The sequence below is a fragment of the Lentisalinibacter orientalis genome, assembly GCF_040706535.1.
GTDB lineage: Bacteria > Pseudomonadota > Gammaproteobacteria > Steroidobacterales > Woeseiaceae > Lentisalinibacter > Lentisalinibacter orientalis.
Genome location: NZ_JAPDRJ010000001.1, coordinates 859,768 through 885,517 on the forward strand (window position 1 = coordinate 859,768; position 25,750 = coordinate 885,517).

The 25,750-nt window shown below is 69.0% G+C and carries 21 protein-coding genes; 7 read left to right on the forward strand and 14 right to left on the reverse strand.

The genetic code is table 11. From position 1 onward, the window contains the following. The first annotated feature begins 72 nt into the window (after positions 1-72). The gene (locus tag ACJMK0_RS03815) at positions 73-3,963 is read left to right on the forward strand and encodes a NahK/ErcS family hybrid sensor histidine kinase/response regulator (protein ID WP_405235664.1); all 3,891 of its coding nucleotides are present in this window, start codon (positions 73-75) and stop codon (positions 3,961-3,963) included. A gap of 146 nt (positions 3,964-4,109) precedes the next feature. Here ACJMK0_RS03815 and ACJMK0_RS03820 read toward each other — a convergent pair whose 3' ends face one another. Both ACJMK0_RS03820 and acs read right to left on the reverse strand, forming a co-directional pair. After that, positions 4,110-4,772: a response regulator transcription factor gene (locus ACJMK0_RS03820; RefSeq protein WP_405235666.1), complete on the reverse strand. Its 663-nt coding sequence runs from the start codon at positions 4,770-4,772 to the stop codon at positions 4,110-4,112. 47 nt (positions 4,773-4,819) lie between these two features. After that, the gene (gene acs / locus ACJMK0_RS03825) at positions 4,820-6,763 is read right to left on the reverse strand and encodes an acetate--CoA ligase (RefSeq protein WP_405235668.1); all 1,944 of its coding nucleotides are present in this window, start codon (positions 6,761-6,763) and stop codon (positions 4,820-4,822) included. A 219-nt stretch (positions 6,764-6,982) separates the two neighbouring features. On the opposite strand from acs, the gene ACJMK0_RS03830 reads away from it, so the two are divergent. The 3 genes from ACJMK0_RS03830 (at position 6,983) to ACJMK0_RS03840 (ending at position 10,889) form a co-directional block, all read left to right on the forward strand. Then, positions 6,983-8,284 carry a DcaP family trimeric outer membrane transporter gene (locus ACJMK0_RS03830; protein ID WP_405235670.1) on the forward strand — a complete coding sequence of 434 codons (1,302 nt, stop codon included), beginning with the start codon at positions 6,983-6,985 and terminating at the stop codon, positions 8,282-8,284. Between the two features lie 92 nt (positions 8,285-8,376). Beyond that, positions 8,377-10,215 (forward strand): putative nucleotidyltransferase substrate binding domain-containing protein, encoded by a 1,839-nt coding sequence (locus ACJMK0_RS03835; protein ID WP_405235672.1) that lies wholly within the window; start codon positions 8,377-8,379, stop codon positions 10,213-10,215. Next, positions 10,212-10,889 (forward strand): exonuclease domain-containing protein, encoded by a 678-nt coding sequence (locus tag ACJMK0_RS03840; RefSeq protein ID WP_405235674.1) that lies wholly within the window; start codon positions 10,212-10,214, stop codon positions 10,887-10,889. The genes ACJMK0_RS03835 and ACJMK0_RS03840 overlap by 4 nt, the downstream gene beginning before the upstream one ends. Before the next feature lie 498 nt (positions 10,890-11,387). On the opposite strand, the gene ACJMK0_RS03845 is transcribed toward ACJMK0_RS03840, so the two are convergent. Next, positions 11,388-12,272 carry a LysR substrate-binding domain-containing protein gene (locus ACJMK0_RS03845; protein WP_405235676.1) on the reverse strand — a complete coding sequence of 295 codons (885 nt, stop codon included), beginning with the start codon at positions 12,270-12,272 and terminating at the stop codon, positions 11,388-11,390. A gap of 327 nt (positions 12,273-12,599) precedes the next feature. Next, on the reverse strand, positions 12,600-13,148 hold the full coding sequence (locus ACJMK0_RS03850) for a CIA30 family protein (RefSeq protein WP_405235678.1): 549 nt from the start codon (positions 13,146-13,148) through the stop codon (positions 12,600-12,602). Positions 13,149-13,444: 296 nt separating this feature from the next. Here ACJMK0_RS03850 and ACJMK0_RS03855 point away from each other — a divergent pair, with 296 nt between their 5' ends. After that, the gene (locus ACJMK0_RS03855) at positions 13,445-14,140 is read left to right on the forward strand and encodes a hypothetical protein (protein WP_405235679.1); all 696 of its coding nucleotides are present in this window, start codon (positions 13,445-13,447) and stop codon (positions 14,138-14,140) included. 26 nt (positions 14,141-14,166) lie between these two features. On the opposite strand, the gene ACJMK0_RS03860 is transcribed toward ACJMK0_RS03855, so the two are convergent. Continuing rightward, complete coding sequence (locus ACJMK0_RS03860) at positions 14,167-14,382, reverse strand: hypothetical protein (protein WP_405235681.1); 216 nt, start codon at positions 14,380-14,382, stop codon at positions 14,167-14,169. 99 nt (positions 14,383-14,481) lie between these two features. Here ACJMK0_RS03860 and ACJMK0_RS03865 point away from each other — a divergent pair, with 99 nt between their 5' ends. Next, on the forward strand, positions 14,482-16,863 hold the full coding sequence (locus tag ACJMK0_RS03865) for a TonB-dependent receptor (RefSeq protein ID WP_405235683.1): 2,382 nt from the start codon (positions 14,482-14,484) through the stop codon (positions 16,861-16,863). 33 nt (positions 16,864-16,896) lie between these two features. Here the strand turns inward: ACJMK0_RS03865 and ACJMK0_RS03870 are convergent, their stop codons facing one another. The 6 genes from ACJMK0_RS03870 to ACJMK0_RS03895 are packed head-to-tail and all read right to left on the reverse strand — an operon-like array spanning position 16,897 to position 21,129. Continuing rightward, positions 16,897-17,454 carry a HupE/UreJ family protein gene (locus tag ACJMK0_RS03870; protein ID WP_405235685.1) on the reverse strand — a complete coding sequence of 186 codons (558 nt, stop codon included), beginning with the start codon at positions 17,452-17,454 and terminating at the stop codon, positions 16,897-16,899. A gap of 38 nt (positions 17,455-17,492) precedes the next feature. Then, positions 17,493-18,080, reverse strand: coding sequence for a HupE/UreJ family protein (locus ACJMK0_RS03875; protein ID WP_405235687.1), 588 nt, complete (start codon positions 18,078-18,080; stop codon positions 17,493-17,495). A gap of 52 nt (positions 18,081-18,132) precedes the next feature. Then, entirely contained in the window at positions 18,133-19,212 is a 1,080-nt protein-coding gene (locus ACJMK0_RS03880) for a VOC family protein (RefSeq protein ID WP_405235689.1), read from the reverse strand. 27 nt (positions 19,213-19,239) lie between these two features. Next, complete coding sequence (locus ACJMK0_RS03885) at positions 19,240-20,298, reverse strand: AI-2E family transporter (protein ID WP_405235691.1); 1,059 nt, start codon at positions 20,296-20,298, stop codon at positions 19,240-19,242. A gap of 7 nt (positions 20,299-20,305) precedes the next feature. Continuing rightward, the gene (locus tag ACJMK0_RS03890; protein ID WP_405235693.1) at positions 20,306-20,815 is read right to left on the reverse strand and encodes a phage holin family protein; all 510 of its coding nucleotides are present in this window, start codon (positions 20,813-20,815) and stop codon (positions 20,306-20,308) included. 11 nt (positions 20,816-20,826) lie between these two features. Further along, the gene (locus tag ACJMK0_RS03895; protein WP_405235695.1) at positions 20,827-21,129 is read right to left on the reverse strand and encodes a DUF883 family protein; all 303 of its coding nucleotides are present in this window, start codon (positions 21,127-21,129) and stop codon (positions 20,827-20,829) included. Positions 21,130-21,353: 224 nt separating this feature from the next. Between ACJMK0_RS03895 and ACJMK0_RS03900 the strand changes: the two genes are divergently transcribed. Continuing rightward, the gene (locus ACJMK0_RS03900; RefSeq protein WP_405235697.1) at positions 21,354-22,361 is read left to right on the forward strand and encodes a YeiH family protein; all 1,008 of its coding nucleotides are present in this window, start codon (positions 21,354-21,356) and stop codon (positions 22,359-22,361) included. Between the two features lie 30 nt (positions 22,362-22,391). Here ACJMK0_RS03900 and ACJMK0_RS03905 read toward each other — a convergent pair whose 3' ends face one another. The 3 genes from ACJMK0_RS03905 to ACJMK0_RS03915 form a co-directional block, all read right to left on the reverse strand. Next, positions 22,392-24,266, reverse strand: coding sequence for a DUF885 domain-containing protein (locus tag ACJMK0_RS03905; protein WP_405237888.1), 1,875 nt, complete (start codon positions 24,264-24,266; stop codon positions 22,392-22,394). Between the two features lie 23 nt (positions 24,267-24,289). Continuing rightward, on the reverse strand, positions 24,290-24,610 hold the full coding sequence (locus ACJMK0_RS03910; protein WP_405224803.1) for a hypothetical protein: 321 nt from the start codon (positions 24,608-24,610) through the stop codon (positions 24,290-24,292). Between the two features lie 211 nt (positions 24,611-24,821). After that, positions 24,822-25,676, reverse strand: a complete 855-nt coding sequence (locus tag ACJMK0_RS03915) for a thiol:disulfide interchange protein DsbA/DsbL (RefSeq protein ID WP_405235698.1) — start codon at positions 25,674-25,676, stop codon at positions 24,822-24,824. Between the last annotated feature and the right edge of the window lie 74 nt (positions 25,677-25,750).

Genomic DNA, 25,750 nt, shown 5'->3' on the forward strand with positions numbered 1-25,750 from the left:
GATAAGACGTTAGTATTAGACTCGGCTCTCGCGGCGGCCCCGACGGCCGCGGCAGGCGGGGGGAATGGGCATTTGATCAGCTGGTGGTTGCTCGTTGCGCTGTCGGTGGCCTACGTGGCGCTGCTGTTCGCCATCGCGTCCTGGGGCGACCGGGTGGACGTGCGCCGCTACGGGCCCTGGGCGGGGCCGCTGATCTACAGTCTCTCGCTGGCGGTCTACTGCACGTCGTGGACCTTCTACGGCGCCGTCGGCAGCGCTTCCCAGCAGGGCTGGAGCTTCCTGCCCATCTACCTCGGCCCCGCGCTCGTGTTCCTGTTCGGCTGGGGCGTCATCCGGCGCATCACCGCCATCAGCAAGCGCCAGAACCTGACCTCCATCGCCGACTTCATCGCGGCCCGCTACGGCAAGGCGAGGAGCCTCGCCGTGCTGGTGACGGTGATCGCCATCGTCGGCTCCGTCCCCTACATCGCACTGCAGTTCAAGGCGGTGGTCGGAGGCTTCGACACCATCAGCGACTACACCAATGCCGCGCCCGCGCTGGACACGGCACTGGTGGTGGCCGGCGCGCTGGCCCTGTTCGCCATCCTGTTCGGCACCCGCCGGGTGGACGCCACGGAGCACCACCACGGCATGATCCTCGCCATTGCCTTTGAGTCTTTGGTGAAGCTCGCTGCCTTCGCGGCCGTGGGGCTGTTCGCCCTGTGGCTGCTGGGCACTGACGGGACGGCGATGCTGACGCCGGTGGCCGGCGCTGCGCAGGCGCCCGGCCCGTTCTCCGGCGGAGGTCTGCCGCAGGCGTTCGTCACGCAGACGCTGCTGGCGAGTGCGGCCATATTCTGCCTGCCCCGTCAGTTCCACGTGGCCGTGGTGGAGGCCCACGAGGGCGCGGACAACAGCTCGGCCCGGTGGATGTTTCCCCTCTATCTCGCCATTTTCTGTCTGTTCGTCGTGCCCATCACGCTGGCGGGCCTGCGCTTCCTGCCGCCGGGGCTGTTCGCCGGCGACACCTACGTGCTCGCGCTGCCGATGCAGGGCGGGCAGGACTGGCTGACCGCGCTCGCCTTCCTGGGCGGTTTCTCGGCAGCCACCGGCATGGTCATCGTCGCCAGCGTCACGTTGTCCACCATGGTGAGCAACGAGATCGTGATGCCGCTGTTGCTGCGCGCGAATGCGCTCGGCGGCGGCGAGATCCGCACCTACCCGCGGCTGCTGCTGCACGTGCGGCGCATCGCCATCGTGGCCATCGCACTGATCGCCTACGGCTATTACCGGGTGATGGACCAGAGCACGGAACTCGCATCCATCGGCCTGTTGTCCTTCGCCGCCGCCGCGCAGTTCGCACCGCTGATCCTGCTGGGCATGTACTGGCCCCGCGCCACCCGCTCGGGCGCCATCGCCGGGCTGGCGGCCGGTTTCGCGCTGTGGGCCTATACGCTGATGATCCCGTCCGTTGCCCGCGCGGGCACGCTCGGCAGCGAACTGTTGGCCGAGGGCCCGTTCGGCCTCGGCTGGGCACGGCCCGAGGCGCTGCTGCTCGACCTCGGCGTGGATCCGCTCACCCACGGGGTGTTCTGGTCGCTCGGCGCCAACCTCGGCGTCTTCCTGCTGGTCTCGCTGGCATCCCGGCAGTCGATGGTCGAGCGCATCCAGGCCCGGGCATTCACGGACGCGGGCCGGGAAGGGCGGGCGCCGGCCACCCCCTTCGGCGAGGGCGAGATCGTGGTGTCGGATCTGCGGGCGCTGGCCGGCCGCTTCGTCGGCGAGGAGAACGCCCGTCGCGCTTTCGAGGATTTCGCCCGTGGCCGGGGTCGGGACCTCGCGCCGTCGGCCACCGCCGATCGGGGCGTGCTGCAGTTCACCGAGCGGCTGGTGGCGGGCACCATCGGTTCGGCCTCGGCCCGCATCGTCATGACCACGGCGTTGCGCAAGACCGGCATGGAGATCGGCGACGTACTGCTGCTGCTGGACGAGACCTCCCAGGCCATCCGTTTCAACCGCCGGCTGCTGGAAGCTACGCTGGAGAATCTGAGCCAGGGCGTGACCGTCGTGGATGCGTCCCAGCGACTGATCGGCTGGAACTCCCGCTACGAGGAGATCATGGGTTATCCGCCCGGCCTGCTCAGCGTGGGCAAGCCGGTGACCGATCTCATGCGCTACAACGCCGCCCGTGGCCGCTACGGGCGCACCGATGTGGAGACCCGCGTCGCCGAGCGGGCACGCCTCCTGCGTGACGGTTCGCCGTTCCGCTACGAGAGCGAATTCTCCGACGGCCGGGTCATCGAGATCCGCGGCGAGCCCATGCCCGAGGGCGGCTACGTGACCACCTACAGCGACATCACCGAATCCAAGCAGACCGAGCGCGCCCTGCGCACGAGCGAGCGGCAGGTGCGCACCTACACGGACAACGCGCCGGCGCTGATCGCCTACGTGGATGCGGACCGGCGTTATCGTTTCGCCAACAAGGCCTACCTGGCCTACGCGGGCATGAGCCGGGACCAGATCATCGGCTCGCCGCTCAGCGCCGTGCTGGACGAGCGCCAGCTCATGGCCCGCTCGCAGTGGCTCGAGGCTGCTTACGGCGGCGAGCGACAGGCGTTCGAGCTGGAGATGACCGGCGCCGACGGCGAGTCCCGCTACATGCTGGGCACCTACATCCCGGACATCGACGGGGACGGTGCCGTCACGGGCGTCTACGCGGTATTCCAGGACATCACCGAGCGCCGCCGCGCCGAACTCGGGCTGGAGGAGGCCAAGGCGATGCTGGAGCAGCGCGTGGCCGACCGCACCGCCGAACTGGAGCGGGCCATGACCGCGCTGGCCGAGGCGAAAGCCCAGGCGGAGGCCGCCAACGCGTCGAAGACCCGCTTCCTCGCCGCCGCCGCTCACGACCTGCTGCAGCCGCTGAATGCGGCGAAGCTCTTCACCGCCCTCCTGGAGGAGAAGAGCGCGGGCATGAGCGAGGAGCAGCGCCGTCTGGTGTCACGGGTGGAGAGCGGGCTGATCGCGGTGGAGGATCTGCTGAGCGCCCTGCTCGATATCGCGCGGCTGGATACCCGCGCGCCGCGGCCGAAACGGGAGAGCTTCCCCGCGGCCGAGCTGTTCACCACGCTGGAGGCGCAGTTCGGCGAGGCTTTCGCCGAGCGGGGGCTCGCGCTGCGGTTCGCGCCGACCCGCCTCTGGCTGCACACCGATCCGGCCTTGCTGCGCCGGATCCTGCAGAACTTCATCAGCAACGCCCGGCGCTACACCCGCAGCGGCGGCGTGCTGGTGGGCTGCCGCCGCCGCGGCGATGCCGTCGCCGTCCAGGTCTGCGACACCGGCGTGGGTATCGCGCCGGAACACCGGGAGGCCGTCTTCGAGGAATTCCGGCGCCTCGCCGGCAGCGACGAGGGCTCCAAACGGGGGCTGGGCCTGGGGCTCGCCATCGTCCAGCGCATCGCGCGCCTGCTGGAACATCCCCTGAACATGCGCTCCGAACTCGGCCGGGGCAGTTGCTTCGAGATCGTGGTGCCCCGCGCCGAGCCGGGCCGGCGCGCGGCGCCCTCCGTGGCCGAGCCCCGGCCGCTCTCTTCCATGGACGGGCAGCACGTCCTCTGCATCGACAACGAGCCGGACATCCTGGACGGCATGCAGGGCCTGCTCGCCCGCTGGGGCGCCCGGCCCCTGCCGGCGGGCGACCTGGAAGCGGCGAGCCGGCACATCGCCGCCCTGCAGGAGGAAACCGGCGCGCGGCCGGCGGTGCTGCTGGTCGACTACCACCTGAACGACGGGGTGACCGGCCTGGAGGTCATCGAGGCCCTGCGCGCCATGACCGCGAGCCCGGTACCCGCGGTGGTTCTCACGGCCGATTACAGCCAGGAGGTCGCCGCCGCGGTACGGGACGCCGGCCACGCGCTGCTCCACAAGCCGGTCAAACCGGCGGCGCTGCGCGCCCTGGTAACCCGCATCATCGGCAGAACGTAGGAGGGCCTTCAGGCCCGATCCGGCCTTCTTCTGGCGTTGGCCCGCCATCGGGTGGATAAGGATCGCGGGGACGCTCACTGTAGGAGGGGCTTCAGCCCCGATCAGAGCTTGGCCACCTCAGGCGAAGATCGGGGCTAAAGCCCCTCCTACAAAGGCTGGTCGTCGATGGTGAGTTTCTGCATCGCCAGCACCGCCTGGGTGCGGTTCGTGACCTTCAGTTTGCGCAGGATGGCGGTCACGTGAGCCTTGATGGTGGCCTCGGAGACGCTCAGCTCGTATGCGATCTGCTTGTTCATCAATCCTTCGGCCAGCATCAGCAGCACGCGGAACTGGTGGGGTGTCAGGGCCGCCAGCGCGGCGGCGATGTCGGCCTCCTCGCCGCCGAGTTCGCCGCCGTCGAGCCCGACGCCCTCGGGCAGCCATACCTCGCCTTCCAGCACCGCCGTGATGGCCGACTCGATGCGGGCGATGGGCGACGACTTGGGGATGAAGCCGCTGGCGCCGTGGCGGATGGCCCGACGGATGATGGCCGGCTCGTCCGTGGCGGACACGATCACCGTGGGCAGCGTCGCGAAGGCGCTGCGGATCCAGGCCAGTGCAGAGAACCCGTTCACGCCGGGCATGTTCAGGTCGAGCAGCAGGAGATCGGCCTCCGGGTTCGCCTCCACGGCCTGCTGCAGGGTCTCCAGGCTCTCCGCCTCGACGATGCCGGCATCGTCCACGCAGTTGCGCACGGCCTGGATCATCGCCTCCCGGAACAGCGGATGGTCGTCGGCGATGATGAAAGTGCTTTGGTTCGGTGCTGACATCTCCGCGGCCGGCGGCTCCTTGCGTTCCGTTGCAGCTGTGGCGGCAGCTATGGTCGGTTCCTGCGGTTGGCGATGAGATCGTCGACCACGCCCGGGTCTGCCAGCGTCGACGTGTCGCCCAGGCTGCCGTAATCGTTCTCCGCCACCTTGCGAAGTATCCTCCGCATGATCTTGCCGGAGCGGGTCTTCGGCAGCCCCGGCGCCCATTGCACCAGGTCCGGCGTGGCGATGGGGCCGATTTCCTTGCGCACCCACTGCCTGAGTTCGGCCAGCAACTCGTCGCTGGGCTCCGCGCCTTCCATCAGGGTCACGTAGGCGTAGATGCCCTGACCCTTGATGTCGTGCGGATAGCCCACCACCGCCGCTTCCGCCACCGCCGAGTGCGCCACCAGCGCGCTCTCGATCTCGGCCGTGCCCATGCGGTGGCCGGAGACGTTCAGTACGTCGTCCACCCGCCCGGTGATCCAATAGTAGCCATCCTCGTCACGCCTCGCACCATCGCCGGTGAAGTAGCGGCCGGGGAAGGTGGAGAAATAGGTATCGATGAAGCGCTGGTGGTCGCCGTAGACGGTGCGCATCTGCCCCGGCCAGCTGTCGAGGATGACGAGGTTGCCTTCCGTCGCTCCTTCCAGCACCTCGCCCGCGCCGTCGACCAGCGCCGGCTGAACGCCGAACAACGGCTGCGTGGCCGAGCCCGGCTTCAGGACTGTGGCGCCCGGCAGCGGGCTGATCAGGATGCCGCCGGTCTCGGTCTGCCACCAGGTATCGACTATCGGGCAGCGGTCCTCGCCCACCACGTGGTAGTACCACTCCCAGGCCTCCGGGTTGATGGGCTCGCCCACCGAGCCGAGCAGCCGCAGCGACTCGCGCGACGTCTTCTTCACCGGCTCCTCGCCCTCGCGCATCAGCGCGCGGATGGCCGTGGGGGCGGTATAGCAGATGTTCACACCATGCTTGTCGCAGACCTGCCAGAGACGGCTCGCGTCCGGGTAGTTCGGCACGCCCTCGAACATGAGCGTGATGGCGCCGTTCGCGAGCGGGCCGTAGACGATGTAGCTGTGGCCGGTCACCCAGCCCACGTCGGCCGTGCACCAGTAGACGTCGCCGGGCTCGTAGTTGAAGACGTATCTGAATGTGAAGGCGGCATAGACCAGGTAACCGCCGGTGGTGTGCAGGACGCCCTTCGGCTGGCCGGTGGAGCCCGAGGTGTAGAGTATGAACAGCGGGTCTTCGGCGTTCATCGGTTCCGGCGGGCAGTCGGCGTCGACCGACTCCTGCGCCTCGTGCAGCCACACGTCGCGGCCTTCGGTCCAGGCCACGTCGCCGCCGGTGTTGCGGACCACCAGCACCTTCTCCAGCGTGGTCACGCCGGGCTTCGCTGCGGCGGCGTCCACGTTGGCCTTGAGCGGCACCTTGCGCCCGCCCCGCAGCCCCTCGTCGGCGGTGATCACCACGTTGGAGTCGCAGTCGACGATGCGCCCGGCCAGCGCGTCCGGCGAGAAGCCGCCGAACACCACCGAGTGCACCGCGCCGATGCGGGCGCAGGCCAGCATGGCCACGGCGGCATCGGGGATCATGGGCATGTAGACGGTGACCCGGTCGCCCTTCGAGACGCCCAGTGACTTCAGTACGTTGGCGAAGCGGGACACCCGTTCGTACAGCTGGCGGTAGGTGATGGTCTCGTCCCGTGCCGGGTCGTCGCCTTCCCAGAGGATGGCCGGCTGATCGCCCTTGTCATCCAGGTGCCGGTCGACGCAGTTGTGGCAGACGTTCAGCTCGCCGTCCTCGTACCAGCGGATGTGCAGGTCGTCGGCCGCGTAGGAGACGTCCTTGACCCGGGTGAACGGTCTCGACCAGTCCAGGATCCCGGCCTGCTCGGCCCAGAAACCCTCGTTGTCCTCGACGGAGCGGCGGTACATCTCGCGGTATTTCTCCTCGTCGACATAGCCGTGCTCCCGGTAGTACCGGTTGACCGGATAGACCTCGTTCATTGGCAACCTCCGCTCGCTGATGCGCCGGCGGCATCCGCATGACGCCGCGCCTGTGACAATTCCTGTCGCTATTCTGGGGCGCCCGCTCGCCGCCGGCATTAGACATTGGTCTAGCCCGCCCCCGTCTGCGCCGACGATTCGACCTTTGGCTAATGGTCACCCCCGCCCCGCTCGGGGACTATCGCCATGCCTGCAGACGAATCCAGGGGGACTGCGACGATGACCACAGGAACCAGAAGACTGACGGCGGCGGCTCTGGCCGCGGGCCTCGTGCTCGCCGCCGGCGGACCTGCCGCGCTGGCGCAGGAATCGGACGCCAGCGATATCGAGCGGCTGGAGGCACGCGTGGCCGAGCTGGAGGCGCTCGTGCGCCAGCTGGTCGGCGTGCGCGAGACCGATGCCGGCCCCACCTCCGTGTCCGAGCGCGAGCCCACCGTGGAGACGCCGGCGAAGACGCGCTACGGCTTCGGCGGCTACGTGAAAGCGGACGCCATGTTCAGCGACTACGGCGCCGGGGATCTCGCGCCCGGCAGCGCCGGCACCCAGTTCTACATCCCGGCCACCATCCCGGTGGGCGGCGAGGGCGAGGGCTACGACGCCGACTTCCAGGCCCGCGAGTCCCGCATCAACTTCCGTGCCGACCACGAGACGGCGGACGGCGATCAGCTCTCCGCCTACATCGAGATGGACTTCTTCCTGAGCCCGGGCGGCGACGAGCGCATCAGCAACTCCTACAACCCGCGGCTGCGCCACGCCTTCGTGAAGTACAACAACTGGACCTTCGGCCAGACCTGGACCACGTTCCAGGACGTGAGCGCGCTGCCGGACCAGCTGGACTTCATCGGCCCCTCCGAGGGCACCACCTTCGGCCGCCAGGACCTGATCCGCTACACCAACGGTGCCTGGGAATTCGCGGCCGAGAATCCGGAGACCACCATCACGCCCTTCGGCGGCGGTGCGCGCATCGTCAGTGACGATGGATTCATGCCGGACCTGGTGGCCCGCTACACCCACAACCTGAAGGACGGCTACCTGAAGGCCGCCGCACTCGTCCGCCAGCTGGACTACGACATCGCCGGCCAGAGCGACACCGAGACGGCCTACGGCCTGTCGCTCTCCGGCAAGCATCAGGTCGGCCAGAACGACATTCGCTGGATGGCCACCTGGGGCAGTGGCACCGGCCGCTACCTCGGCCTGAACACGGCCAACGACGCCGTGCTGGACGCCGACGGCAACCTGGAGGCCATCGACCAGTTCGGCGGTTTCGTGGCCTACCGCCACTTCTGGCGGCCGAAGTGGCGCTCGAGCTTCACGCTGTCGTATCTGGCCATCGACAACGACACCGCGCTCACCGGCACCGGGGTTACCAGGGACGTCTACAGCATCCATGCCAACCTGCTGTACGAGCCGGTACCGAAGCTCGTGATCGGCGGCGAGATCATGTATGCCGAGCGCGAGATCGAGTCGGGGCTGGATGGCGATCTGACCCGCTTCCTGTTCTCCACCAAGTACGGGTTCTGAGGCGGCAAGATGCATCTCCCCCGCGGCCGGCGACCTCCCCGTGATGTCGCCGGTCCTCCTTTCCCTGCGCCCGGTCGTGTAACAATCGCCCCATGAACGAGATCCCGGAGATCGAAGCCTTCCTGGGCCGGCTGCCCGGCTTCGATCATCTCGACGAGAGCGAACTGCACCGGGCCGCCCGCGCGGTCTCGGTGGCCTACTACCGGCAGGGGCAGGACATCCTCTCGATCGGTGTCACCAACACTCACCTGAATATCGTTCGCAGCGGCGCCGTGGAGCTCACCGACGGCAATGGCGATCTGGTGACGCGGCTGGCCGAAGGCGAGTGCTTCGGATTCCCCTCGCTCATGAACAGCGCGCCCACCCGCAACCATTCCGTGGCGCTGGAAGATACGCTGATCTATCACCTGAAGGGCGAGGCCTTCGAGGCGCTGCGCCGCGACAACCGGGAGTTCGACACCTGGTTCATCCGCGCGCTGTCCGATCGACTCACGATGCGGCCGGTCGCCGGCGAGATCCGCGGCGGAGCTGCCGGCAGCGTGCGAGACCTGGTCAGCCGCGGGCCGGTCACCATCGACGGCTCGGCCAGCATCCGCGAGACCGCGAAGAAAATGGTGGCCGAGCGGGTCTCCGCCATGCTGATCACCGACGGCGGGCGCATGACCGGCATCGTCACCGACCGCGATCTGCGCAGCCGTGTGGTGGCGGAGGACCGTCCGCTGGACCGCCCCGTGGCCGAGATCATGACCCCGGACCCCATCTCCCTGGACGCCGGGTCCCACGCCTACGAAGCGGCACTGGTGATGATGCAGAATGTCATCCACCACCTTCCCGTCACCGAGGACGGCGAGTTGCTGGGCATGGTCGCGCGCAGCGATTTCATGCGGCTAGAGACGGAGCACCCGCTCTATCTCGTCAGCGATATCGGCAAGCAGGACTCGGTGCAGGGACTGGTCGAGGCCTGCTCCCGCCTGCCCGGGCTGATCGCGGGGCAGATCGACGCCGACATCGTCGCCGAACAGCTCGGCAAGTTCATCACCGCCATCACGGACAGCGTGACCCGCCAGCTGATCCGCATCGCCCGGGACCAGCTGGGGCCGCCGCCCTGCCGCTACGCCTGGATCGCGCTGGGCTCACAGGCGCGGCACGAGCAGTCCGCCGTGAGCGACCAGGACAACGCGCTGGTACTGGAGGACGGCGCGGGTGGCGAGGCGGAGGCCTATTTCGAGCGCCTCGCGCGCATCGTCAACGACGGGCTCGACGCCTGCGGCTGGGTGCATTGCCCCGGCGGGGTCATGGCGATGAATCCGCGCTGGCGGGTCACGGTAAGCCGGTGGAAGGAGCACTTCACCCACTGGATCACCGTGCCGGAGGAGAAGGCGCTGATGCACGCCAACATCTTCTTCGACCTGCGCGCGGTGGACGGCGAGGCCGAGCTGGTGGAGGAGATCAAGGACAGCATCCGCGAGACCGCGAGGAAGAACGAGCTGTTCCTGGCGCTGATGGCGAAGAACGCCATGAACTTCCAGCCGCCGCTCGGCTTCTTCCGCCAGTTCGTGCTGGAGAAATCCGGCGAGCACAGGAATACGCTGAACCTGAAGCTGCACGGCATCATCCCCATCGTGGAGACCGCCCGCATCCGCAGCCTCGCCGCCGGCGAGATGCGCGTGAGCACGCGCAACCGGCTGCGCGCCGCGGCGCGCCAGGGCGAGCTCGCGGGCGCGGACGCCGAGAGCCTCATCGACGCGCTGGATTTCATCGAGAAGCTCCGGCTGGAGCACCAGAGCCGGCAGATGAACGCGGGCGAGAAGCCGGACAACCATCTCTCGCCCTCGGAACTCTCGCCGCTGGCGCGGCAGAACCTGAAGGCCGCCTTCTCCCAGATCCGCACCAGCCAGGCGGCGCTGCTGAACCGATTCCACCTGGCATGAGACGGACGGCGCTGAAGCTGCGGCGCTGGCTGGCCGCGCGCCGCGCCGGCAACGACGCATTCGGCCATCTGCTCTCGTCGCGGCTGCCGTCCGCATCGGCGCCCTTCGTCGACACCGAGTTCGTCTGCCTGGACATCGAGACCACCGGCGTCGATGCCGCCAGCGCGGAGATGCTCAGCATCGGCTGGGTGCTCATCCGGCAAGCGCGGGTGGAGATGAGCACGGCGGAGGCCTGCATCGTGCGCCCCCCCGGCGAGGTGGGCGAGAGCGCTACGGTGCACGGTCTCACGGACACGCTCTGCGAAGCCGGCGAGAACGTGGCGGATGTCCTCGAGCACCTGCTCGAGGTCCTGCGCGGCCGCGTGCTCGCGGTGCACTACGCCGGTCTCGACAAGGCCTTGCTCGACCGGCTGTGCCGCCGGCACTTCGGCGCGCCGCTGCTGGTGCCGGTAGTGGACACCCTGGCCCTGGAGCGCCGGGCACGCAGCCGCCGGCACCATCTCGACGAGCAGCAGTCGCTGAAGCTGAGCGCGCTGCGCAGCGCCTATCACCTGCCTCACTACACCCAGCACGATGCGCTGGCCGATGCGATCGCGACGGCCGAGCTGCTGCTGGCCATGGTGGCGGCCCGGGGCACGCCGGCGAGTGTCAGGCTGCGGGATCTGCTGTCGTAACCGGCCTGCGGGCCGCCGCCGGCCCTGCTACGCGGCAGTGCCGTCTTGCCGGCAGGCCCGCCTGAGCAGCCAGCGCTGCTGAATCCAGAGGACCGACGCCGCAAGCAGGAGTGTTCCCATGGCTCCTGCGGCGGCCAGAAAGTAGACCTCCGTATAGACCATTGCCGGGCGCTACCGCGGTTCTGCCCGATGCAGCGGCGGGCTGCCCGGTGTGCAAGCCCTCAGGTACCCAGGGTCGGCGGCTGCGGATTTCGGGGGAGAGAATCCGCAGCACGCCGGACCCGGGATTTTCGCTGAGCAGTGGATCATCGCCGTTCAGCGGGCCGTGCGGTGCCGGCTATCGGGCCCGGCCGCGAACGCGACCCCCGGCAATGCTCTCGGCAACCTGCGGCTCATCGGGCATCTCCTTTGCGACGGCTGATCCAGGGACACCGGTCAGGCTATGGTGCGGGCGCTGCGCCGACAAACGTGCAATTCTCGTCGGCGCACGAATCCTGCTCACTCGTCCGTATGGAAGTTGTCGAGCAGCCAGGTCTTCAGGTTCTGTACCTCCTGGCGGGCGCTCTCCTCCGGTCTGAGGACGAGGAAGAAGCTGTCGCCGGTGTCGAATTCCTCCTCGAACACGCGGGCCAGGCCGCCCGAATCGAACCAGGCCTTGCCGAGCGGCCAGGACACCAGCGCGATGCCGAGCCCCTTCTCGGCGGCGCGGGCGATGGCCGACATGGAATCCAGGCGGATGAGCTTGCCCGGACGCACCCTGGGGATGCCGACGGTGTCGCTCCAGCGGTCCCACGCGTTACGCCTGCCTTCGTGCACGATCAGTGTCTGGCCGTCCAGCTGGTGGGCGGACCGCAGGTCGAGCATGGCGAGCAGCGATGGCGCACAGGCCACGACGAAGCGATGGGCGAACAGGCGGTGCGCCTCCAGACCCTGCCACTGGCCATTCCCCACGAGGATCGAGATGTCCGCTTCTGCAGGGTGCACGTCCATGCTGCTCGGCTGGGTCACGATGCGGATATCGGTGTCCGGATGCTGTTCCTGGTAGGAAGCGATCGCCGGCAGCAGTGCCTCGCTGGCGAAGAACGGCGGCAGCGAGAGCCGCAGGATATCGCGCCCGTAGCGGTCGCGGAGCTGATCCGTCTCCGACTCCAGGCGAGCGAACAGTGTGTCGAGGATGGAGAAATAGGCCTGCCCGGCTTCCGTGAGTTCCAGCGAACGGGTTTTGCGGTCGAACAGCGTGACACCTAGCCGGCCCTCCAGGGCGCGGACCTGATGGCTGACGGCCGAGGGGGTCACGAACAGCTCTTCCGCAGCATTCTTGAAGCTGAGGTGGCGGGCTGCGAGCTGAAAGGTTCGCAAATGATTCAGGGACGGCAATCGCATGATGTGTCGCGCATGGGAACGGGGACGCCCTCTCGCCCCGCTGCGGACGGTGATGCGTCGGGACGGCCTTGGAGACGAACCGCGTCGTCAGCGGGCAGAGCAACGAACGACTTCAGCAAGAAATATGCCAGCCCCGTGCGCCAACGAAGCCCTTGTTCGCCGGGCCGGCAGGGAGGGGTGCGCCTGCAGGTGGTGCAATGCAGCAAAACGATGCACCGCAGCGGTGCGGAGCCGATCCCGGAGGGTCGCAATCGCTGCAGCCGAACGCGGGTAGCGGGTAGCCGGAAGCGCGGCTAACGGGGGGGGTAGCGGCGTCCTCGTCGCTGTTCAGGGCCCTGGCACGGCGCGGATGGACGCCAGGTGCAGCTCGAACGGCCCGTCGCGCGTGTCGTAGATCATCAGGCCCATGCCGGTGATGGCGCTGCTGTCGAGCGGCGGTCCGTCGAGTTCGGAGCCACGGAATCTAGGCCCGAAACGCGAGAACGGCACGTCGACCGTCTGCCAGGCGCCTGCGACCGTATCGAAGTCGGCCCAGTAGGCGACCGGCCGGCCGAAATAGCGGGCATCCGTGGTCAGCCGCCAGGTGTAGCGGCGCCCGTCGCCCCGTACGCGCAGGCGGATCGCGTCATACTGCGACAGGTCGAGCTGCAGCGGCTCTGTGCGGATCGAGCTGAAACCGCCGCCTCTCGTATTGGTGCGGCCCGCGAAGCGCAGCTCCCCCGGCTGCAGGTGGAACCCGCCCTCGCTGCGCCCGCCCATGACGTTGTCGTTCACGACGTACCAGCCCAGATCGGCGCTGGCAGGCGTGAAATCCGTCACCAGACGGCCCGCCAGGGCGGCGTCTTCGGCGTCGGACGGTGTTCCCGCAGACGTCATCAGCACGAGACCGAACAAGAGGGCACGCCCGATCACCGGCGACGAACGCGCGCACGCAGTACGAGTCGGGTCAGGCCGTGGCCGCCCGCAGGCAACCGCCCAGCGTGGAGAGTCGTCTTCATTGGGGCAGTTTGCGACCACTTGCCTGCCGCGGCAACCGGGGGAGTCGGTCGGCTACACTACCGTCATTCCGGGCCTGCGGTGGCGTCAAGGATAGTTTTTATGTTCGATCGTGATCTCGCTGCCGCGAATCCGGTCTACGATGTGCCGGCCGCTGACGGTACCGGGACGTTGTGATGACTGCGAACGCCCGACGGGGCGAAATCTTTTTCCCGCTGATGGGTTTCGTGCTCCTCGCACTCGTGATCGCCGGCTTCGTGCCGCCGGCGTTTTCGCGACCCGGCGGGCCGGCGGCGATGCCGCTGCTGCTGCACGTTCACGGTGCGATATTCGCCGGCTGGTTCGTGCTGTTCATCGCCCAGGCGCGGCTGATCGGCGCCGGCAACGCGCGGCTGCACCGGCGCATCGGCGCGGCGAGTCTCATCATCGCGCTGGCCATCGTCGTGCTCGGGTTCGCCGTCATCGGCGGCGCCTACGCCCGCCCGGACTGGAGCATCGCCGGCCTGCCGCCGGCGGCATCGGTGATGTTCCCGTTCACCGATATCGTGAATTTCACGGCCGCATTCGCACTCGCCTTCGTCAATCGGCACAACCCGGCTGCGCACAAGCGCTTCATGTTGCTTGCGGGAATACTGATCATGGACCCCGCCGTCGCGCGTCTGGTCGCCACCGCGGGGCTCCCCGTCCCGATGATTCTGGTGATCGAACTGGCGCTGCTGGCAGCGCTGATCGCCTACGACATCCGCACGCGAGGTCGGCCGCATTGGGCGAGTCTCGCCGGTGTCGCGCTATTTGCGGCGGCGATGTTCGCGAAGCTCGTCATCGCCGGCTCGGCCGGTTGGGCTGCGTTCGTCGATGCGCTGTTCGGCTGATCGTCCGCGGAGCCCGCGGAACACGCTCAGGGATCTCGCCGGGCAGCCGCTCTCCGCACGTACAGCCTCAGGCCCCAGATCAGAAGGCCGGCTGCACACAGCAGGAGGCCGCTGAATCGCCCGATGGTCTCGTCGCCGAACCAATGAAACATCAGCGCGCCGCCGGCCAGGTAGAGCACCGGCAGAAGCCGGTAAAGCCACGCGGGGAGCCATGGACTCTGCATCGGCGCATCCTCTTCCATCGAACAGACTCAGGTTAGCCTCGGTCGGCGTCGTCCACCGGGAGTCACTTCACGGTTCGGAGATATCCAGCCGTTAGACCACTCATGGAGTGCAAGGGAATGACACAAACCTTTCGGGTCTTCGCGGCGGCCCTGCTGATCGGCTTCTCCGCCACGGCCACAGCCCAGGAAGAGCCGGGCGGTCTGCTGATCGAGACGATCAGCGCCGAGACCCGACGACCGCTGGCCGGCGTGCGCGTTACCGCGACCGACCGGGACGGCAGCGCCGTCGAGGGCGTGACCACGGCGGAGGGTATCGTGGAGTTCGACGCGCTCGAACCGGGTCTCTACGCGGTGACGGCAGAGGGCACGGGCCTGGTGACCGCCCGCGAACCCAGCGTGCGGATCGTCCGCCGCAAGACGACGCCGCTCGGCCTCGAGCTGCTCGCCATGGAAGAGGCGATCGACGAAATCGTGGTGCGCGCCCGCGGGCGCGTCGCCGACCCGTATGGCGCGGTCAGCAATTCCTACTTCAACCGTGAGGAGTTGCGCAGCGCCGTGGGTGCCGGCAGCGACGTCATGCGCGCGCTGGACGGCCTGCCGGGACTGGTCTCCACCGGCGAGTTCGCGAATTTCTCCGTCCGTGGCCGTGGACCGCGGGACAATCTCATCTTCATCGACGGTCTGCCGTTCGACCGGGTCGTGCACTTCGACCAGACCCTGGGCGAGGAGGAGGATATCGGTGGCGGCGGCCGATTCTCCATCTTCGCTCCCAACTCCATCACGGGCGCGGAGTTCTCGCCGGGCGGCTGGAGCGCCGCCTACGGCGGGCGCGCCGGTTCCCTGCTGATGCTCGACGTGGCCGGGGGCACTCCGACGCCCAGCGCGAGCCTGCGGGTCGACATCGCCGGTTTCGAGGTCGGTTACGAAGGACCCAGCGGCGTCCACGACGAGACCACCCTGTTCCTGACGGCCCGGAACTTCGATTTCGGCCGCGTCTTCGACATGATCGACGAGAAGGACATCGGGCAACCCGAGCTGACCGATGTGGTGCTGAAGACGGTGACCGAGCTGGACGGCAGGAACACGGTCGAGTTCCTCGGCATCTACGCCCCCGAGGAATACACGCGTGACATCGACAACGTGCTCGAGTCGCCGGATTTCGAGGACGTGTCCCTGATCGACGCCGAGCAGGACCTGTACCTCGTGGGGCTCACCTGGCGGCGCCTGGTCGGGGAGAGCGGCGAATGGACCAACCGCGTGTATGTCCGGGCGAACGACAAGACCTCGTCGGAGGGCGAGGCTTACCCGGACCTCGTGCCGGACGGGACGCCGGCCGGGGCGGTCCCGGTGCGCGAGCGCCTGGTCACCGTCACGGAGAAAGAGACGGAGACGGGCTGGCGCAGCGATTACGTGACGCAGAACCGCTTCGGTCAGGGTTCGGCCGGTCTGCGCGTCTGGCAGACCGACGTCGATTACGCGACGTTCCTCCGCGAGGACTGGGACCGTTTCGTCTACCGCTCGACCGACCCGCGTCCGCCGGGCCAGCAGTACATCACCTGGACGCCGGAGAACATCAACTCGGTGTACGAGGCGCGGGAGGTCAGCTATGCGGCGTACGGCGAGCAGATCTTCGAATTCGGGCGCTGGGACCTGAGAGCCGGTCTTCGCTATGACCGCGACGGCTTCGCCGACGAGTCGCTCGTCTCTCCCCGTCTTGCAGCGAACTTGCGGCTCGAGTCCGGTCTGCGCCTATCGGCCACCGCCGGCCTGTTCTACCAGTCGCCCCGGTTCCTGGTCCGCTCCGCGAGCCCGGACAACTTCGACATCGAGAACGAGCGCATCACGCACGTGAGCATCGGCTTCGAGCAGGACTTCGGCCGCAACTGGTCGCTGCTCGTCGAACCCTACTACCAGTGGCTCGACAATCTCGTGGTCGAGGAGGGCCGTGCCAGCGGCCGGGTCACGAACGACGGCGAGGGCACCAACCTCGGGCTCGACGTGGTACTCTCCCGCCGCTTTGCGGACGGCTGGTTCGGCAACGTGGTCTACGCCTGGAACAATGCCCGCATCGACGATAACGACGGACTGGGCGAGTACGACACCGACTTCAACCGGGAGCACTTCTTCTCGATCGGCGGCAGCTGGGAGATCAACGAGCGCTGGAAGGTGGGTGCACGCTGGAAATGGGCAACCGGGCGGCCGACCGACGATTTCATCATCCATGCGGACGTCCTCGGGCCGGGCGAACCGCTGCGCTATTCGAAGGAACTCACTCGCCAGAATGCGCTCCGGCTGGACGATTATCACTCGCTGAACATCCGTATCGATTACCGCCGCACGCTCGGCCCGGTGGATCTGGTCGCCTTCCTGGATGTCATCAACGTGTACGGAGGTCCGGGTGCCGGTTCGCAGGAGTTCGATCCGCGGCGGGGCATCAATGTGGCAGAGGAAGAGGAGGCGTTCCCGATCATCGGCCTGATCTTCGAACGTTCCTGGTGACCGCGGCCTCGTACGCCGCCGGCCGGGGTCCGGTCAGCGGGACGAGGCGGTCAGTGCCAGCACCAGCAGGGAGCTGGCCGCCACCCACGAGCCCAGGATCCTCAGCCCGATGCGCTGCCAGGGCTTCTTGCTGAAGAAATCGGCGATTCCGCAGGCATAGATCAGCCACAGGTTGAGGCCGACCCCCGTGCCGACCAGCGCCAGTAGCCGCTCCCGGCTCTCCAGCGCCTCGGGCGCGGAGTCGAGGCCGAGGAAGAAGCCCGCGAAGGCGCCCGCGGCCGGATAGAGCGGCAGCGGCGCCCTGCGGCCGACGGCAATCAGCAGCCCGATGGCCATCGTGCCGGCCAGCAATAACCCCCGGACGGTATCGGGAGCCATGCCGGATCCGGCCAGGGCCAGTCCCGCCGCGGCGGCCAGGAAGAACGCGGGCAGGGCGAGCCGGTTCTCCCGCGGCCCCCGCTGCCCCAGGAACAGGCCGGTGGCGAGTATGAGCAGTACGTGGGCCGGCACCAGCAGCGGATGCAGCACGCCGTTATAGAACTCGTTCATCCCCTCGACGGGGCTGTGGGCATGGGCCGTGGCCGGCAGCACGCCCAGAGCCGCTGCGAGGAGGAGGGCGGCCTTCGGTATCACAGCACGCCGGTCAGGAAGCCCACACCCGCGAGCGCGATCGCTCCGCCGCCGGCCCGGATGGCGATGCGGCCGGCGCGCCAGCGCGCGGCGAGGCCGAGGGCGATGCCGGAGAGATGCAGCAGGCCGGTCGAGATGACGAAGCCGGCACTGTAGGCCAGCGGGCTGGCCGCGTGCGGCAGCTCGGTGCCGTGGGCGTGGCCGTGGAATACGGCGAAGACGCCGACGATGACGGCGGCGGCCCAGAGCGGCGGCCGGGCGGCCAGGGCCACCATGGCGCCCAGCACGAGGGCCGACGCCGCGATGCCCGCTTCCACGGCGGGCAAGGGCATGCCCGCCACGCCCCCCGCGCCGCCGACGGCCATCACCAGCGGGAATACCACCGGCAGCAGCCAGATGGCCGGCACGCCCAGGAACGCGCCCCACAGGCCGACGGCAACCATGGCGACGACGTGATCCCAGCCGAACAGCGGATGCAGAAGGCCGCTGACGAAGCCGCCCGCGAAGCCTTCCGCTTCGTGGGCCAGGGCTGCGTCGGCGAGCAGCAGCAGAAACAGCGTGGCGATGATGGTTCGTATCAGGGTCATGGTCCGGTCTCCCTCCTACTGCCCGGGTGTGCGCGCCGAGGCGTCGTGACCGCTATTCCGGCGCCCTGTCGAAGAACTGGACGATAGCGCCGTCCGGCGTCTTCACGTCGAACAGACGCACGGCGCCCCGGGGTTCCAGCGCTAGTTTCCGGATCGGCGCGGCGATCGTCCATCCCCGGGCCTCGATCGTCGCCAGCGCCGAGTCGACGTCCTCCACCGGGAAGCGCACGGCCAGGATGCCGAGGTTGGGCGCATGGCAGCGGTCGGCGTAATCCCGGCCGTCCAGCCCCATGATCTCGATCATCTCCATGCGGCCGAATTCGCCCGGCGTGGGAAAGACTATCGCGGCCCTGTAGGAGATCTCCGTCGTCAGGTTCACCGGGATGCCCAGCGGCATCGGCGTGGGCTCCTCGGCGACGTAGGGCGGCCCGTTGAAGAAGGTGGCGAAGCCGAGAACCTCCGTGAAGAAGCGGTATGCGGCGTCCCGGTCGCGCACCATCTGCATCATATTGAACGGACCGGTCATGCGCCGGAACTCCGGGATGGCCTCCGGCAGCGGCGGCGCCAGGCGCTCGTAGCCCTGCACCTGGACCCCGTCCGGACCCCGATAGATGACCACGTTCAGTTTCGACGCGCCCCACTCGAGATAGGTGATCGGGGTTTCCGTCCACCAGCCGAGGCGGATGGCGTCCGCGTAGACGGCCTCCATGTCCTTCATGCGGACCATGAGGCTGAAGTAGCAGCCGGTGTCCCAGGCGCGGGACCCGGGCCGCATCGGCACCCCGGGCCCGGCGTTGTCGAAGCGCACCAGCCGGACGAGGCCGCTGTCGTAGCCCGGCGGCCCGATGAGCATCGCCTCCCCGGCCGCCGTCTCCGGCAGGCCCCAGGCGGCGATGGCGTCCGCGCCGAGGACCCCGCGCCATTTCACCTCGTAGCCGCCGATCTCCAGGAAGAAGCGGGCGGTGCGGTCGAGGTCGGTGACGCTGACCACGGCCTCCTGCCAGTCCGAGGTGGTGACCGGCGGCACGCCGTCCTCATTGCCGTTGCCCATGCCCATGACCTCGGCCGCGGGCGCGGCACTCGCCGCCAGCCAGAGCGCGAGTGCGGCGCGGAGCCCGGCGCGTCTCCCCATGAACGTCTTCCTCTTGCTGCGATATCGTCAGCGCGCGGGCGGGCTGTGGTCGCCGAGCACCCGGATCGGCTCGCCGACGACGCCCTGCACCCAGAGCATCTGCACCAGCACGATCACCACGATGGCGAGCGGCGTGGCCAGCAGCACCCCGAACAGGCCGTAGAACAGCCCCAGCGCGAACTGTGCCAGCAAGAGTACCGCAGGTGGCAGCGAGACGGCGCGCCGCTGGATCAGCGGCGTCAGGAAGTTGCCCTCGATGACCTGGACGGCGATGTAGACCAGCGTGACCCACAGCGCCATGGGCAGGGAGATGGTGAGTGCGATCAGGAGGGCGGGAACGATGGAGGCGATGGGCCCGATGTAGGGGACGAACGAGAACAGCCCGGCGATGACGCCGAGCACCAGCGCCAGCGGCATGTCGATGAGCCACAGCCCCAGCGTGGTCAGCAGCCCCACCCCTGCCATCGAGGCGAACCGCCCCACCAGCCACCAGCGCAGGGCATGGCCCAGCGAGAACAGGATCTCCCGCGCCCGCTCCCGGCTGTCCTCCGGCACGAGATGCAGCACGCCGCGGACGTAGATGCGGGGCTGCAGGGCCAGGTACAGGCCGATGATCAGGATGGCGGCGATGTTCGCGGCCAGGGTGAAGACGGTGGAGAAGACGCCGGTGATGCCCGCCACGATGTCCTTGCCGCTGGGCGCGAGGGCGCCGGGATCGAGGTTCTCGATCGGCGTCTGCAGCGGCGGATGGGAGACCGCATCGCGAACCTGATCGATGGCGCCGGGCAGCCGGTCGGCCAGTTCGGAGGCCTGCTCGCTGAAGCGCGGACCGGCGAGGAGGAAGAAGGTCAGGACGGCGAGCCCCAGCAGTGCGACCACCATCAGCCGGGCGAGCGTGGCGGGCACCGGCACGAGCCGCATCAGCAGGTAGGCCAGCCCGTCCAGCAGCAATGCCGCCAGGATGGCCGAGAACGCGACCAGGAAGACCGGCGAGCCCGGCCACACGAGCAGCACCGCCAGGGCCGCGACCAACACGGCCCCGAACACGGTCGTCCACCGCGCGGGTTGTGTTGCGCCGCCGGTCATGCGGCCGTCAGCGCCGCCGCCGTTCCGGCCGCCTCTCGTCGTCGTCGTCCGGGCTGCCGAAGCGCTCACGCAGCGCAGGCGCCACGCCCAGCGCGATGCCCGCCACCAGGGCGGCGATCACCACATCGGTGGAGCGCACGCCGCGCCGGCTGAGATTCTCGCCGAGGCTGCGGCCCATGCGGGTCGCGAGTTCCACCGGCGGGGTCTCGGGCTGTCGACCATGGGACTGCCGCGACCGGGGACCGTCGCGCTGGCGCAGCGGCTGCCGCGCGTAGCTGTTCGCGACCAGTCCCGCGATCAGGGCCAGCACCAGCAGGCTGCCGGCAGTGACCAGCGCCGCCGCCCACGCGGGCATGGCGACGCTCAGAGCCAGGTAGCCGGACATGACGGCGAAGCCGATCGCGGCCAGCGCGATCACGGCGCAGGCCACCAGCAGCACGGCGGCCACGGCCTGGTGCTGCCACCAGGTCTGGAAGCGCACCGCGATGCGGTCGGCCAGCCTGTGGAGTCCTTCCACGAGGGCGCCGCTCAGTGTCTGCGGTCCAGAATCAGCCCCATGACGAAGCCGGTGCCGAAAGCGGTGAGGACGCTCGTCAAAGGGCGCTCCTCCACCTCCTTCTCGATGGCGCCGTAGGCGTCCGTGGCCCGTTTGCGGGCCTCGTCGCGGGCGTGCTTTGCCCGTTCGGCCGCCTCTTCGTAGAGGTGCTGGCCCTCGCTGACGCCGGCCTCCTTCATGGTCTTGACCAGCGCTGCCATGTCCTTGCGCAGGTCGGCCATGTCCGAACGTAGCTGGTCCAGTTCTTTCTCGAACTCGGTGTTCGTGTTTGCCATTGTTCTCTGCCTCTTCGGTTCCTTCCGCATTCTGCTTTCCGCGGCCGGCGTCGAGGCTGCCGGGTGCGTTCGTCGTCCCCGCAGCTGCGCCAGCCCGTACTCACACCCGACTTCATTCTATGCCCCTCTGCGGGGGACGGGTATTGCGAAAACTCAATATGGCGCAGGGGGTCGACCGCAATCGGTTGCTTCCGCGCGCGGGTGGCCGTAGGCTCCCCGGCACCATGCCGGCCGAGCCCACCGCCTCGCGATTCGTCGACACCGCCCGCGGCATCCTGCCCGGGCTGGCCCTCGCCGTCACCGTCGCCATGGCGGCCCAGTTCGTCGCCGAGCACTACGGCGGACCGGTCATGCTGCTCGCGCTGCTGCTCGGGATCGCGTTCAATTTCCTCTCCGAACCGGGGACGCGGACGGCCGCGGGCATCGAGTTCTCGTCGAAACGCGTGCTCAGGATCGGCGTGGCACTGCTGGGGCTGCGCATCACCTTCGACGACATCGCGGCGCTCGGCACGCTGCCGCTGGTGCTGGTAGTCGCCGGCGTGGCCGGCACGATCGGCATCGGACTCGCGCTGGCGATGCTGCTGCGCATGCCCAGGTCCTTCGGCATGCTGACCGCGGGCGCGACGGCCATCTGCGGGGCTTCGGCGGCGCTCGCCATCTCCGCCGTGCTGCCGAAGCATGCCCGGCTGGAACGGGACACCGTGTTCACCGTCGTCGCCGTCACGGGTCTCAGCACCATCGCGATGATCGTGTATCCGATCATCGTCTCCTCCTTCGCCATGGACGATACGGCCGCCGGCATCTTCCTGGGTGGCACCATCCACGACGTGGCCCAGGTGGTGGGCGCGGGCTACATGGTGTCCCAGGAGGCGGGCGACGTGGCCACCTTCACCAAGCTGCTGCGGGTCTCCATGCTGGTGCCGGTGGTATTCCTGATCCTGGCCGCGACCCACCGCCGTACCGGGAGCGCCGGCGGCACGCTGCGCTCCACCCTGCCGGTGTTCCTGATCGTATTCGTGGTGCTGGTGGTCGTCGGCAGTTACGGGCTGGTGCCGGAGGGCGCGCGGGACTGGCTCATCGGCCTTTCGCGGGGCTGTCTGGTCACCGCCATCGCGGCGCTGGGCATGAAGACCTCGCTGAAGGACCTCGCCGCCGTCGGCCCGAAGGCCATCGGCCTGGTGGTCGCCGAGACGCTCTGCCTGGCCGCTTTCTTCCTGATCGTGCTCGCGTGAACGTGTCCGGCCGGCGCGGTGGCCGGGCCGTCAGGGCGTGCCGGCCGGCGGCGGTCCCGGCATGGGTCCGGCAACGGGCCCCGCAACCGGCGCGGGAATCGGCTCGTCCAGCATCAGCGCCCGCACGTAGCGTCCGGGCGGCGAGCCGAACGACAGCAGCCTGTCGTGGTAGCGGCGCAGGCTGAAGTCCTCGCCCTGGCGCGCCTCCACCTCCCGGCGCAGGTCGGCATGCTCCTGGTAGCCCACGAAATAAGTGGACAGCTGGGCGGAGGTGAGCCGCGCCCGGGTCCACTTGCCGGCGGCCTCGCTCTCTTCCTGGAAGGCGCCCTCGACCATCAGGCGCATGGCCTCGTCCCGGGTCATGCCGTCCACGTGGATGGCCTGGTCCAGGATGGCGTTGACCACGGCCCGCAGATACCACTTCAGGTTGATGAGCCGCATCAGCGGATCGCCGTCGAGGTAGCCCTCCTCGATCATCAGCCGCTCGGCATACACCGCCCAGCCCTCGATGAACGGGCCCGACGAGAGCACGGAGCGCAGCACGGAGGGGTATTCGTTGGCGTGGGCCAGCTGCAGGTAATGCCCGGGCATGGCCTCGTGGATGGTGAGGTCCTGCAGCGAATACAGGTTGTATTCCCGCAGGAAGGACTCCACCTGTTCCTCCGTCCAGTCGTCCGGCAGGGGCGCCACGGCATAGAAGGTCTTCTGGCCCTTGTCGAGGGGCCCGGGCGGATCCAGGTAGGCCACGGCGACGCCGCGCTGGAACTCGGGCATGACGATGATCTCGATGGGCTCCTCGGGCACCCGCACGAGGTTCTTCTCGCGCACGAAAGCGGTGGTCTGCGCGAGCTGGCGCTTCACCACCTCGACGATCTCGCCCCGTTCGGGCAGCGCGTCGTAGGCCACCTCCAGGGCGGAGCGGATCACGGCCTGCTTGAAGTGCTCCGTCGGCGCGTCGGGGAACTGGGTGTAGGGGTAGCGCTCGGCGTAGACCGTCCTGGCCACCTCGTACATCTCGCCCCGCACGCGCTGGTATTCGCGCTCCGCCCGTTCGCGGACCTCGGCACGGCCGAGAGGCGAATCCAGGGCGAAGGCGAGCTTGCGCTCGAACAGCTCCCGGCCCAGCCGGAAGTCGCCGGCGGCCGCCGGCAGCAGCGTTTCCTCGAGCCAGACCTGGTGTTCGCCGATGGCGGCCCGGGCGGTGTCCACCGCCGCCTCCAGCCGCCGGCGCGCATCGGCGTCCAGCGCGTCGGCGGCCGGCAGCACCATGGCGTTGATGACCGTCAGCACGCCCCGGTTCTGGGCGACGGCGGTCTCGGCGTGCACGGGCGGCACGCGGGAGGGCTCCAGCGTGACGCGCACCTCGGCCAGGAACCGGGGCATGGCCTCGAGCCGGCGGGTGGCATCCGCCAGCCGCTCCTCGAGCGGCGCGAACTCGCGCGCCATGAGGGCGTAGATCGCACTGCCCGCGAGCCCGGTGTAGACGAGGGGATCCCAGGCCCAGTCGCGGAGCTCCTCCAGCCGCCAGATCGCATAGCGGGCCTCGTGCTCCAGCAGGCCGGCATCCACCCGTGCCGCCCGGGAGAGTCCGTCCCGGTCGATGGCCGCCAGTTCCTCCAGCACGCCGCGATAGAACGCGGCCTCGGCGGCGCGGGCCTCCGGTGTGATGTGGTCCAGCTCGCCGTCGAAGCGATGATCGCCGAGACGGGTGGCCGTGACCGGCGAGAGCGCCGGCATCTCGTCGAGATAGCGGGCGGCCAGGGCCTCGAAACGGGCCTCCGCCGTCTCCGCCGAGGCCGTCGGAGTGGCCAGCGCGGCGGCGAGCAGGACAGCGAGGAAGGCGACGAGCACCCGGCCACGGACGGGGGCCGGTGCCGGGCGGCGAGCCGTGCGGCCGGCAGGCATCGCGCCGCGGTCCCCGGAGGCGTTCAGGCCCGGCCGCCGGCGCCGGCGTGCCATTGCTGCTCCGCCGCGGACGCCTGCTCCAGCAGGCTGTCGAACAGGGCCCGGGCGCTCTCCATCGGCACCGGCAGCATGCCGAGGCGGATGGAGGTGACCATGGCCAGCGCCTGCACCACGTCGCCGTTGCTCACCGGCGTATCGGCGGTCACGTATTCGCTGAGCGTCTCGAGCAGCGCCTCCAGCATATCGCCGACGGCTGCCGGGTCGCCGGTCTCGGGATGCAGCGGGAATTCGATGGTCCGTTCCTTGCCGTCGGCGGTCTTCAGGCTGAATGCAAGCGCGTCCATAGTCTCTCCTTCTGCGGGCGTCGCGCGCCCCGTTCTGTGCCGGTCGGCCTCCCGCACACTCTCAAAACAAAAAAACCGCTGCAACTCGGTCCGAGCGGCAGCGGTCTTCATCCCCGCCGGCCCGGCGCAGGGCCGGCGGGGCATTCCCGGTGATGATGTCGCGTGACGACGCTTCGCAACGACGGGGCGACTGGGCGATCAAATTGGACGATCAGGTGCGCTCGGTGGCCACCAGCTCGTCGATCACGTCCAGCAGCGTGTCGTAGCCGCCGGCTTCCTGGCCGCCGGTACGGTATTTGCCGTTCACCACGATGGCCGGCACCCCGGTGATGCCGTAGCGGCGGTTCAGGTCGGCGGCGCGGCGCAGCTTCTGATCCACCTCGAAGGAGTTCCAGGCCTTGTCGAAGCTCTCCTCGTCCACGCCGAAGCGGGCGAAGAACTCCTTGAGGCGACCCTCGGTGGCCAGCGTGTTGCCGTTGCCGTGATACTCGGTGAAGAACGCCTTGTGCAGGGCCGTCCAGTCTTCCAGCGCTCCGGTGCGGGCGAGCACCTCGGCGGTGTAGAAGGCGCGCGCGTGGGTCTGCAGCGTGCGGTTCCAGACGGCCGGGATGCGCACGAAGACCACGTCGGCGGGGATGTCCTCCGCCCAGCCCTCGATGATCGGGTCGAAGGTGGCGCAGTGGCCGCAGCCGTACCAGAACACCTCGGCCACCTCGATCTTGTCGCCGCCGGTCACCGTCGGCTGGGCGGGCATCAGACGGGTGTAGTGGCGGCCTTCGGTGAACCGGGTCTCGCTCTGTTCCTTGTTGCCGCCGCTGCCGGCGAGCCGGAGCGCGCGGTCGTCCGCCGGCGCCTCCTCGGCGGTTTCGCCGGCCGATTCCAGCACCGGCTGCGCTTCTTCCTGGGGCGCGGACTCGGCCACGGCCGCCTCGGGGGCGGGAGCCGTTTCTTCCGCCGCGGGGCGGGTGTCCGCCGTGTCCGGCGCGGGCGCCTCGCCGTCCTGGCCGCAGGCGGCGAGGGCGAGCGTGGCGAGTGTCAGGGGCAGTAGGAGGAGTCTCGGCTTCATGATGTCCCTTCTGTCTCTGGCCATGGTCGTGGGCAATGGTCGTGTCTGTTAGGGGTGTCCGTCCGCTGTTCGAC

Coding starts and splice junctions, on each gene's coding strand:
- ACJMK0_RS03820 (WP_405235666.1), bottom strand. CDS start 4,772: ATGTCAGCACCGAACCAAAGCACTTTCATCATCGCCGACGACCATCCG.
- acs (WP_405235668.1), bottom strand. CDS start 6,763: ATGAACGAGGTCTATCCGGTCAACCGGTACTACCGGGAGCACGGCTAT.
- ACJMK0_RS03830 (WP_405235670.1), top strand. CDS start 6,983: ATGACCACAGGAACCAGAAGACTGACGGCGGCGGCTCTGGCCGCGGGC.
- ACJMK0_RS03835 (WP_405235672.1), top strand. CDS start 8,377: ATGAACGAGATCCCGGAGATCGAAGCCTTCCTGGGCCGGCTGCCCGGC.
- ACJMK0_RS03840 (WP_405235674.1), top strand. CDS start 10,212: ATGAGACGGACGGCGCTGAAGCTGCGGCGCTGGCTGGCCGCGCGCCGC.
- ACJMK0_RS03845 (WP_405235676.1), bottom strand. CDS start 12,272: ATGCGATTGCCGTCCCTGAATCATTTGCGAACCTTTCAGCTCGCAGCC.
- ACJMK0_RS03850 (WP_405235678.1), bottom strand. CDS start 13,148: ATGACGTCTGCGGGAACACCGTCCGACGCCGAAGACGCCGCCCTGGCG.
- ACJMK0_RS03855 (WP_405235679.1), top strand. CDS start 13,445: ATGACTGCGAACGCCCGACGGGGCGAAATCTTTTTCCCGCTGATGGGT.
- ACJMK0_RS03860 (WP_405235681.1), bottom strand. CDS start 14,382: ATGGAAGAGGATGCGCCGATGCAGAGTCCATGGCTCCCCGCGTGGCTT.
- ACJMK0_RS03865 (WP_405235683.1), top strand. CDS start 14,482: ATGACACAAACCTTTCGGGTCTTCGCGGCGGCCCTGCTGATCGGCTTC.
- ACJMK0_RS03875 (WP_405235687.1), bottom strand. CDS start 18,080: ATGACCCTGATACGAACCATCATCGCCACGCTGTTTCTGCTGCTGCTC.
- ACJMK0_RS03880 (WP_405235689.1), bottom strand. CDS start 19,212: ATGGGGAGACGCGCCGGGCTCCGCGCCGCACTCGCGCTCTGGCTGGCG.
- ACJMK0_RS03885 (WP_405235691.1), bottom strand. CDS start 20,298: ATGACCGGCGGCGCAACACAACCCGCGCGGTGGACGACCGTGTTCGGG.
- ACJMK0_RS03895 (WP_405235695.1), bottom strand. CDS start 21,129: ATGGCAAACACGAACACCGAGTTCGAGAAAGAACTGGACCAGCTACGT.
- ACJMK0_RS03900 (WP_405235697.1), top strand. CDS start 21,354: ATGCCGGCCGAGCCCACCGCCTCGCGATTCGTCGACACCGCCCGCGGC.
- ACJMK0_RS03905 (WP_405237888.1), bottom strand. CDS start 24,266: ATGCCTGCCGGCCGCACGGCTCGCCGCCCGGCACCGGCCCCCGTCCGT.
- ACJMK0_RS03910 (WP_405224803.1), bottom strand. CDS start 24,610: ATGGACGCGCTTGCATTCAGCCTGAAGACCGCCGACGGCAAGGAACGG.
- ACJMK0_RS03915 (WP_405235698.1), bottom strand. CDS start 25,676: ATGAAGCCGAGACTCCTCCTACTGCCCCTGACACTCGCCACGCTCGCC.